This is a genomic window from Methyloceanibacter sp., from assembly GCF_035650995.1.
Taxonomy (GTDB): domain Bacteria; phylum Pseudomonadota; class Alphaproteobacteria; order Rhizobiales; family Methyloligellaceae; genus Methyloceanibacter.
The window spans coordinates 1-8,929 of record NZ_DASRGO010000054.1 but is presented as its reverse complement, the minus strand read 5'-3'; the positions used below and the strand labels follow the sequence as shown (position 1 = coordinate 8,929).

At 65.4% G+C, this 8,929-nt stretch carries 12 protein-coding genes; 7 read left to right on the top strand and 5 right to left on the bottom strand.

Going from position 1 to position 8,929, the window contains the following annotated elements:
• The 3 genes from VFB18_RS05010 to VFB18_RS05000 all read right to left on the bottom strand — a co-directional run.
• On the bottom strand, positions 1-1,001 hold a 1,001-nt coding region (locus tag VFB18_RS05010), incomplete at its 3' end, for a transglycosylase domain-containing protein (protein WP_324971699.1).
• A gap of 190 nt (positions 1,002-1,191) precedes the next feature.
• Positions 1,192-1,482, bottom strand: coding sequence for a hypothetical protein (locus VFB18_RS05005; protein WP_324971696.1), 291 nt, complete (start codon positions 1,480-1,482; stop codon positions 1,192-1,194).
• A gap of 190 nt (positions 1,483-1,672) precedes the next feature.
• Positions 1,673-2,395 carry an isoprenylcysteine carboxylmethyltransferase family protein gene (locus VFB18_RS05000; protein ID WP_324971693.1) on the bottom strand — a complete coding sequence of 241 codons (723 nt, stop codon included), beginning with the start codon at positions 2,393-2,395 and terminating at the stop codon, positions 1,673-1,675.
• A 145-nt stretch (positions 2,396-2,540) separates the two neighbouring features.
• Between VFB18_RS05000 and VFB18_RS04995 the strand changes: the two genes are divergently transcribed.
• Positions 2,541-2,813, top strand: a complete 273-nt coding sequence (locus VFB18_RS04995; protein WP_324971690.1) for a hypothetical protein — start codon at positions 2,541-2,543, stop codon at positions 2,811-2,813.
• A 195-nt stretch (positions 2,814-3,008) separates the two neighbouring features.
• A complete protein-coding gene (locus tag VFB18_RS04990) occupies positions 3,009-3,401 on the top strand; it encodes a hypothetical protein (RefSeq protein WP_324971687.1) in 393 nt (130 codons plus the stop codon).
• Between the two features lie 168 nt (positions 3,402-3,569).
• Here VFB18_RS04990 and VFB18_RS04985 read toward each other — a convergent pair whose 3' ends face one another.
• Positions 3,570-3,755, bottom strand: a complete 186-nt coding sequence (locus tag VFB18_RS04985) for a hypothetical protein (protein ID WP_324971685.1) — start codon at positions 3,753-3,755, stop codon at positions 3,570-3,572.
• Positions 3,756-3,810: 55 nt separating this feature from the next.
• On the opposite strand from VFB18_RS04985, the gene VFB18_RS04980 reads away from it, so the two are divergent.
• Positions 3,811-4,098, top strand: coding sequence for a hypothetical protein (locus VFB18_RS04980; protein ID WP_324971681.1), 288 nt, complete (start codon positions 3,811-3,813; stop codon positions 4,096-4,098).
• 12 nt (positions 4,099-4,110) lie between these two features.
• On the opposite strand, the gene VFB18_RS04975 is transcribed toward VFB18_RS04980, so the two are convergent.
• Positions 4,111-4,338, bottom strand: a complete 228-nt coding sequence (locus tag VFB18_RS04975) for a hypothetical protein (RefSeq protein WP_324971678.1) — start codon at positions 4,336-4,338, stop codon at positions 4,111-4,113.
• 893 nt (positions 4,339-5,231) lie between these two features.
• Between VFB18_RS04975 and VFB18_RS04970 the strand changes: the two genes are divergently transcribed.
• From VFB18_RS04970 to VFB18_RS04955, 4 genes are all read left to right on the top strand, one after another.
• A complete protein-coding gene (locus tag VFB18_RS04970; protein WP_324971676.1) occupies positions 5,232-5,792 on the top strand; it encodes a hypothetical protein in 561 nt (186 codons plus the stop codon).
• Complete coding sequence (locus tag VFB18_RS04965) at positions 5,725-7,074, top strand: DNA-packaging protein (RefSeq protein ID WP_324971673.1); 1,350 nt, start codon at positions 5,725-5,727, stop codon at positions 7,072-7,074. Before VFB18_RS04970 ends, VFB18_RS04965 begins: the two co-directional genes overlap by 68 nt.
• Positions 7,075-7,202: 128 nt before the next feature.
• Positions 7,203-8,429, top strand: a complete 1,227-nt coding sequence (locus tag VFB18_RS04960) for a phage portal protein (RefSeq protein WP_324971670.1) — start codon at positions 7,203-7,205, stop codon at positions 8,427-8,429.
• A 14-nt stretch (positions 8,430-8,443) separates the two neighbouring features.
• Positions 8,444-8,929: HK97 family phage prohead protease (locus VFB18_RS04955; protein WP_324971667.1), on the top strand; the 486-nt coding region annotated here is incomplete at its 3' end.

The window sequence follows — 8,929 nt, the reverse complement described above, 5'->3', positions numbered from 1 at the left end:
GCGACGAGGATGTGCTCCTCCTGGCCCTGCATCAGCCGCTGCACCTCCTCGAAAGCCCAATCGAGGAAGTAATCCGGCGTGTTGGTGTCGGTGCGCTCGACAATTTTCGCGGGGTTCATGCGCGCGCCGTAAACTTGGCCCTCGGTCATGTAGCCCGCCTCGACCATGTTGCTCAGGACTTCGTTGGCGCGGGCGCGCGAGGCGGCGAGGTTGACGTGAGGGGCGTAGCGCGTGGGCGCCTTGAACATGCCGGCGAGCATGGCCGCCTCGGCGAGATTCACTTCACGGATCGACTTGCCGAAATAATATTGGGCCGCGGCCTCGACGCCGTAGGACCCGCCGCCGAGATAGGCGCGGTCGAAATAAAGCTTGAGGATCTCGGGCTTGGTGTAGTGGTTCTCGAGATAGATGGCGATAAACGCTTCCTTGATCTTACGGCTCAAGGAGCGCTCGGGAGAGAGGAACATATTCTTGGCGAGCTGCTGGGTGAGCGAGCTACCGCCCTGGACCACGGTGTCATGACGCGCGTTGGCGGCGATGGCGCGGAACGTGCCCATGACGTCGACGCCGAAATGCTCGAAGAAGCGGCGATCCTCGGTGGCGAGCGTCGCCTTGATCATGTAGTCGGGAATTTCTTCGAGCGGCACCGAGTCGTCGCGAAGCAGACCGCGCTTGCCGATCTCGTTGCCGTAGCGGTCGAGAAAGGTGACGCTGTACTCGTCGGCGAGATTGATCTTGCCTTGGGCGATCTCGAAGGCGGGAAGGGCGAAGGCCGTAATCACGAGCAGGCCGCCGACGGAGAGGGTGAGCGCTTCGCAGGCGAGCTCGTTTAGGGCACGGACGAAACCCTTGACCTCGAACTTACCGAAGAACGACGAATAGGCGCTCCACCAGTCCCGGAACCCGGTCCAGGAACTGTAGAGGCCCGAGTCGATCCAGGAATCGATCTTGAGCCAGTCGATCAGCTTGGCCCTGCGGCCGCTCTGGAAGATGTCCCGCACTCTCGCCCCGATCTTTTGCGCGCATAACCCTCCCGGCGGATGGCCTCATGCGAAGAACCGCCAGGACGGGGATAGTCGAGAAGGAAAATACACCGCGATTGCGGCCATTTGTAGAGATTCTCAGCCGCGGGGGCGGGGATAGGGCTTGCGAGCCGGCGCGTGCCTAGCCCCGAGCCGGGGGGTTGCGACCCTATCGCTCCACCTCGAAACCGCGCTGCTTCATGCAGGCGATGTAGTCCTCATCGGCGGCGCCCTTGCGGAGGTGGGAAAAGATGGCGGTGATCGTGGCGATGCCCTTGGTCTCGGTCTCCGCCTTGCAGGCGGCCTCGGCTTTGGCGAGCGTGTTGCCGGCCTCGGCGGCCTTGGCCGGCCTCTGACCGATTTGGGTGAAGTCGCGCGGAGCGGGCTCGGCAAGGCTGCAGCCTTGGAGCATGGCCCCGAGCAGGCAAACGCCAAGCGCGGTTCTCGTCGCTTCTCTCATCCCCTCCAACCCGTGACGGGCAGTATCGCAGCACTGGAACGCCGTGGCGAGCCGAAGCCTACGTCGAGCCTGGGCGATCCTCCGCCGCGCGGGCGCTCCGCCGAGCGGTAAGGCCGAAAAATGGCGGCCCTCGGACGTCGCCGGCCAAGATTTCGTGAGGCGCGACAGAACGGCGCGCGGGAGAATCTCCTCACCACAGATAGGGCACGAGCCGGTAGCGCACCCTGGCCGCGTAGGCGGTGTAGCCTTCGAGCTCGGCCTTCAGCGTTCGTTCTTCGAGGACGGCACGAAGTGCGATCAGGAGGGTGAAGAGGGCCCCGACCAGGAGGCCCCACCACGACCCGAGCAGGAGCGGCGCGCCCGCATTGATCAGAAGCGCGCCGGCATACATGGGGTGGCGCACATAGGCATAGGGCCCGGTGTCGATGACGCGGTGCTGGCGCTCCTTCTGGATCTTCACCACCGGTGCGGCGAAGCTGTTCGCCTTGAAGGTGAGCGCGACGAGGTAGCAGCCGAGGCAGAGGAGGACGAAGCCTGCAAGCTGCACCGGAATCGGAACGTGCGACCAGCCGTGGCGGCGATCGAGTCCCATCAGCACGAGCCAGGCGAACCACAACACAAGAATCGTGGCCATGAAGACCTTGTCCCACGTCTTCTGATCGCGTTGAACGAGCGAGCCGAGCCGCTCGGCGAGAAGCCCCGGGTCGTGACGCGCGAGCCACAAGCCGCCGCCGAAGCTGACCGCGGCACTCCAGCCGAGATAAACCCAGGCTCCCGGCCAGTCGAGCGTGCCGGCGGCGCCGAACAGCACCGCCGCCATGACGGCGAGCCAGATGGTCGTGCGCAGCAAGAACTTGCGCTTAAGGGCTGCTCGCGCCGAGGGGGTGAAGGCCGGTTCGGGCGAAGTGGACATGCGCTTTATGAGCCTTGCCAATGCGGCGCGGAGTTGGCGCTTGCGCGTTGCTTGGTCGCATGGGTGGAACGAGGGGCGAGGACAAGCGTTGCTTCAGCCTCCGGGGGGGCCGGCATTCGGCAGTCTACCCAAGGAGGTCAATCCCATGATCAGAACCACTCTTAAGCCCGCGCTCGCCGGCGCAGTTCTGCTCGGCGCCGCCACGATGGCCTTCGCCGCAACCGGCGAATTCGACAATATGTGCAGCTGGGGTCTCGCCAATCACAAGACCGTGCAGACGGACTGTTCCGTCAACGCCACGATCAAAGGCAAAACCTACTGCTTCAGCAATGCCGAGGCCAAGGCGAACTTCATGAAGAATCCCGAGGCCAATCTCGCGAAGGCCGAGTCCTTCTATAAGAGCGAGCACAAGGGCTAAGCCCGGCCGCTTCGAGCCGCCACGGGTGTTCTCTCGCGAGGGTCCGCGACACGCGGGCCCTTCGCGCTTTTCAGCGAGCGCGCTATGCTAAATCTCCCATAACAAGCGGGACATTGAACCCCGCCTTCCTAGGGAGAGTTGGCAATGCCGATATCAGCCTCGCTCGCCAGGTGCGCATCGTGCGCGCTTGTTTTGATGCTTGCGACTGGCTTGCTCGAGGTGAGCGCCGCCGAGCCCAGCAAGGCGACGGAAGCCTCGCAAGGGGCCGGGCAGGGAGCTCCTGGCGCCGGAGGCAACCCCGCGCCGGAGCCGGTGAGGCCTCCCGGCTTCGCTTGCGGCGACAAGGCGCTGAGCGGAACGGGCCCGGGCTTCGATTCTTCGCGCGAGCACTCGGAGCAGACGGCCAAGGAGGCTTGGCTCGAGAAGGCGAAGGCGATCTACGCCGATGCCACCTGGGAGGCAGCGAAGGACATCAACATGACGTGCGTGAAGCAGGGGCTCTACTCAAAATGCTTCGCCACGGCGATCCCCTGCGGCGCGCAGAAATCCTCCGCCGCGGCGGAGCCGCCGGCCAAGGGCAGCAATTGACAAACTGAATCGAACCTGGAGTCGGCGTGCGTGGGCTCCGCTACACTGGTGAACGCTATCGCAAGCGACAGCCAACTCTCCGGGGGTCACCCACGCACTCCGCACTGTGCGCTCTTTCTCACCATTAAGCGAGGCCTTTCACGCGCAGGTCTCTGACGCCGCTCAAGCTCAATGTTTACGGCGTTTGCGCTTGCCGAAGCCTTCGTCCGTGGACGGACGAGATGGTGCTGCTTTTTGCGGCCGAGCGCCCGGCTGAGCGACTTTCGATTGACGCGGCTTTGGCGAGAAGCCGATCAGATGGTTCAGGCGCTCGAGGAAAGTGGTCTTGCCGGGCGATTTCGTCTTGAACGACATTGCTACATTTCAGCAGGTTGGCATTAAGATATCGTCTTATGTGGGATTGGCTCGCATGACTACAGGTTTCAACGTTCAGACGATCGGTACGATCCTGCTCGGGCTTGCGGCCATGGCCGGCCAGGCTTCGGCGGACAGCTCCGAAAGCACGGCGCCGGCCAAATGCGAGATCGCAGAGATCAATCCCGTCACCGGACATGTGGGCTGCATCAAGCCTCTCGGCGCGCCTGTCGATCCGCCGCCGGCCGAAGCCAAGGGTCCCTGCAATCCCGATCAGGCGCGCGGGCAGTGGACTTGGGGCCCAGGCTGCAACGAGCTGGACGGCGACACGAAAGGGATGTGAGGCCTGCGCCGCCTACTCGCGCTTGTCGAAGATGAAGACGACGTTGGCGAGGTCGCTCGAGGACGCCGGCTCGGCGTGCTCCGGGATGCGCCAGAACCCTCGCATCGAGGTCGCTTCCTGCTCGCAGCCCGAGCAGTGGGCCGAACCGTCCGAAGCGAGCCAGAAGGTGAAGCTCCCGCAGCGGCACTGCCAGAACTCGGGCTCGGGCCTCGCGGGCGGCCTGAATTCGACGACCGACATGGCTTTTTCGTCCCCCCCATGGCGGATGGCGGATGGCGGGGCGAGCCCCCGCGAATCGCCTGATCGCTACAAGCGAAGGGTGCGGCCGGTTTGGTGAATCGGAGGTTAACGGGGCTGTGGCTAGGGCCTGCCTCGACGGCGTCCTCGAAAAGCAACAGCCCTACCGCGGTTTGGATTCACCTTTGGTAGGGCTGGCCCCTCACGGGGTCTTGAGGCTCAGCGGTTTCCCGCGAGCAATCATAACCAATGTCGGAAATTTGCGGCGCAAGTCAATTCGCCGGGCCCCCTCTCGGAGCGGCGTTCTTCAAGGTCCTCGAACAGCGCAGCCTAAAGGAAGACGTAGAGGGTGATCGCAATCGCGATCACGAGGAGAGCGAAGATCACGGGCTGATCGATCGGCTCTCCGACGTGCAGATCCTTCCAGCGCTCGAACATGCCGGTCATGGCGGCACCTCCTTCGCTGTCGTTTGCTTCGCTGCCGTTTGATTTAGGAATGACGCCGCGCGCGCCAAGGTTCCGGTTCGCTGCAGAGTAAGAATAAAAGCCCAGGAATTTTTTCCTTGACAGCGTGACGCTCCTGGGCTAGGGTTCGGCTATAACGCGACAGGTGCGGGCGGGGCTGCAATGAGCCAGGACCCGGCGAAGTCGCCCAAGAGTTTCGACGCCGCTCCGCATAACCGGGCGGCGTTTTTGTTTGCGGTGATGATCAGAAGAATTTCCGACTTCGCCAAAAGACCCTGGATCACCGGGTCACACGGCGCCATCCGGCGCATTTGTCGAACGCGCGCTATCGCTTCGCTACTTGAGCGCGATGTCGAATGCGCTATCGCTTCGCTACTTGAGCGCAATGCGGCGGGGCGCCTCGGCCCGGTGATGACGAGGAAGTAGTGGGAATGGAGCAGGACGACGCTCGCGGCGATGGCGACGGCATCGACTGGGACGCGATCGAGCGCGCCGTCGTCCACGGCGACTGGTCGCTGCGGCGGATCGCTGTAGCGCACGGCGTCGGCGAAACCACGATCAGAACCAGGATGCTGAAGCAGGGCTGGGTTCGGCTCACCGGCACCAAGCCGCTGCTCTCAGGGTTTCGCGCAGGCAAGCCCGGAGTGCCGAAAGAGAAGCGGGCGAAGCCGAAACGGTTTAACCGCCGCAAGATGGTGCAGCGGTTGTTCAGGCTGCTCGACGCCAAGCTGAGAGAGATCGAGGAGCGCATGGCGAACACTGCCGGCGAGGGCGCAAGCCCGACAAGCGCAGCCGATACCGAGCGCGACGTGCGCGCGTTCGGGCAATTGATGCGCATCTACGCCAAGCTCGCAGAGATCGACGACGCCGAGCGGAAAGCCAAGGGAGACAAGCAAGACAACGCCGACCTGAGGACGATCGAGGATGCGGACAGCCTCCGCCGCGAGATTGCTCGCCGTCTTGAGCGCCTTATGGGAGCGGGGGAGGAATGAGGCAGACTTGGCGGAGCTCGACCTCCTCCACCTGCGATGGCTGCATTACGATTTCGAGTTGTGGGGGCGCGAGGACCAGTTGCCGCCCGAGGCCGCGCAAGGGGGAGGAGCGTGGACCACCTGGCTCATGCTCGGCGGCCGCGGCGCAGGCAAGACGCGCGCCGGCGCCGAGTGGGTGCGACGCCTTGCCACCGCGCGTCTCGACGGAGCGACCCCTCCGCCACGCATAGCGCTCGTCGGCGAGACGCTCGCCGACGCGCGGAGCGTGATGGTCGAAGGCGTGTCGGGGCTGCTCGCCGTGCATCCGCCTGAGTTGCAGCCCCTCTACGAGCCTTCGAAGCGGCAAGTGCGCTGGCCGAACGGCACGGTGGCGCACCTGTTCTCGGCGGAAGACCCCGATTCTCTGCGCGGGCCGCAATTCTCCGCCGCCTGGTGCGACGAGCTTGCCAAGTGGCGAAAGCCCGACGAGGCCTGGGCCATGCTGCAATTCGGGTTGAGGCTGGGAACCGCGCCGCGGCAGGTGGTGACCACGACGCCGCGGCCGATCAAGCTGATCAAGGAGCTCGTCGCCGATCCGCTTGTCGCGGTGACGCGGGTTACGACGGCGGCGAACGCGATCAACCTTGCGCCCTCGTTCCTCGAAAGCGTGGTCGGGCGCTATCGCGGTACGCGGCTCGGACGGCAGGAACTCGATGCGGAGATTCTCGAGGACAGGCCCGACGCGCTCTGGCCGCGCGCGCTGGTCGAGGCTTGCCGCGTGGCTCAAGCACCCGAGCTTCGCCGCATCGTCGTCGCGGTCGATCCGCCGGCGACGTCGGGACCTCATGCGGATGCCTGCGGCATCGTGGCGGCGGGGCTCGGATGCGACGGCCGCGCCTATGTGCTCGAAGACGCAACCGTGATGGGCGCGCGGCCGCTCGACTGGGCGCGCCGGGTCATCTTGGCTTATCGGCGCCACGAGGCCGATCGCATTGTCGTCGAGGTGAACCAGGGCGGCGACCTTGTCGAGACCGTCATTCGGCAGATCGACGCGACCGTTCCCGTGCGCGCGGTCCGCGGATCGCGCGGCAAATGGCTCCGCGCCGAGCCGGTCGCGGCCCTCTACGAGCAGGGCCGCGTCGCTCACGTCGGCGCGTTCCCTGGGCTCGAAGACGAGATGTGCGATTTCGGGCCGGACGGCTTGTCCGGCGGACGCTCGCCCGACCGGGTCGATGCGCTCGTCTGGGCGCTGACCGAGCTTCTGTTGCGCGAGCGGCCACGCCCCCGCGTGCGCTGGGTGTAGTGATCCATATTCGGAATCGTCATGGCCGGGCTTGGCCCGCCATCCATGATTTCAAGCCCGGTGCCGTGTCTCAAATCGTGGATGCCCGGCACAAGCCCGGGCATGACGCAAAATTCTTTGGGGATGCAATGCCAAGCAATTTGCAGAGCATGATCGGACGCCTGTTCGGCATCGAAGCGAAGGCGAGCCGGACGGCGAAGCTGATCGCCTGGACGACCGGAGGGCAGCCGGTGTGGACGCCGCGCGATCTTTCTGCGCTCGCCCGCGAAGGCTTCGCCAAGAATGCGATCGTCTATCGCGCCGTGCGCATGATCGCGGAGGCCGCGGCGTCCGTGCCGCTCTTTCTGTTCGAGGGCGAGCGCGAGGTCGACACCCATCCTCTGCTGACGCTGCTCGCGCGGCCGAACCCGATGCAATGCGGGCCCGACCTGCTTGAAGCCTGGTACGAGCACCTCATGGTCGCAGGCAACGCCTATCTCGAGGCGGTGTCGGTCGCGGGGACGGTGCGCGAGCTGCATGCACTTCGGCCCGACCGAATGAAGGTGGTGCCAGGCACGGACGGGTGGCCCGAGGCCTACGACTATACGGCCGGCGGGCAGACGGTGCGCTTCGAGCAGGATGTGGGCGGTGGCGTGCGGCCCATCCTGCACATGGCGCTGTTCCATCCGCTCAACGATCATTACGGCTTGAGCCCGCTCGAACCGGCGGCGACCGCGGTCGATCTGCACAATGCGGCGGGCGCCTGGAACAAGGCGCTGCTCGACAATTCCGCCTGTCCCTCGGGCGCGCTCGTCTATAGCGCCAAGGATGGGCAGCTCAGCCCTGAGCAGTTCGACCGGCTCAAGACGGAGCTCGAGGCGAGCTTCCAGGGGGCGAAGAACGCGGGACGGCCGCTCCTGCTCGAAGGCGGGCTCGACTGGAAGGCGATGGCCTTCTCGCCCAAGGACATGGATTTCATCGCGGCGAAGCATGTCGCGGCGCGCGAGGTGGCATTGGCCTTGGGAGTGCCGCCGATGCTGCTCGGGATCCCCGGAGACAACACCTATTCCAACTACGCCGAGGCGAACCGGAGCTTCTGGCGGCAGACGGTGCTGCCTCTCGTGAACCGCACCGCCAAGGCGCTGTCGCATTGGCTTGCGCCCGGCTTCGCGGGGACCGTTTCGGGTGCGGCGGATGCGCCCGCGCTCGAGCTTCGTCCCGATCTCGATGCGGTCGAGGCGCTCTCAACCGAGCGCGAGGCGCTGTGGGAGCGCGTGCGCCGGAGCGATTTTCTCACCATCAACGAGAAGCGCGCGGCGGTCGGCTACGGCGCACTTCCGGGCGGCGACGTCATCGCCGGTGCTGCCCAGCAATAATGAGAGGCGAGACGATGCTGCAACGCTTCGGCGAGAGCCTGCCCGAGCGCGAGGTGAAGTTCGCGCCCTGCGACCTGAAATCGGTCGAGGCCGACGGCACCTTCACCGGCTACGCGAGCCTGTTCAACGAGATCGATCTCGGCCAGGACCTGGTCATGCCCGGCGCCTTCCGCGAGAGCTTAAGACTCCGTGGTCCGAGGGGCGTGAAGCTGCTCTTCCAGCACGATCCAAACGAGCCGATCGGGGTGTGGCTCGAGCTCGCCGAAGACGCGCGCGGCCTGTTCGCGCGGGGACGTCTGATGCCCGAGGTGACGCGGGCGCGCGAAGTGCTGTCGCTGATGCGCGCAGGCGCGCTCGACGGGCTCTCGATCGGCTTTCGCACGGTCAAGGGCCGCACCGATCCGAGCACGGGCGTGCGGCGGCTCGATCAGATCGATCTCTGGGAGATCTCGATCGTCACCTTCCCGATGCTGCCGGAGGCGCGGGTGAGCGCGGTGAAG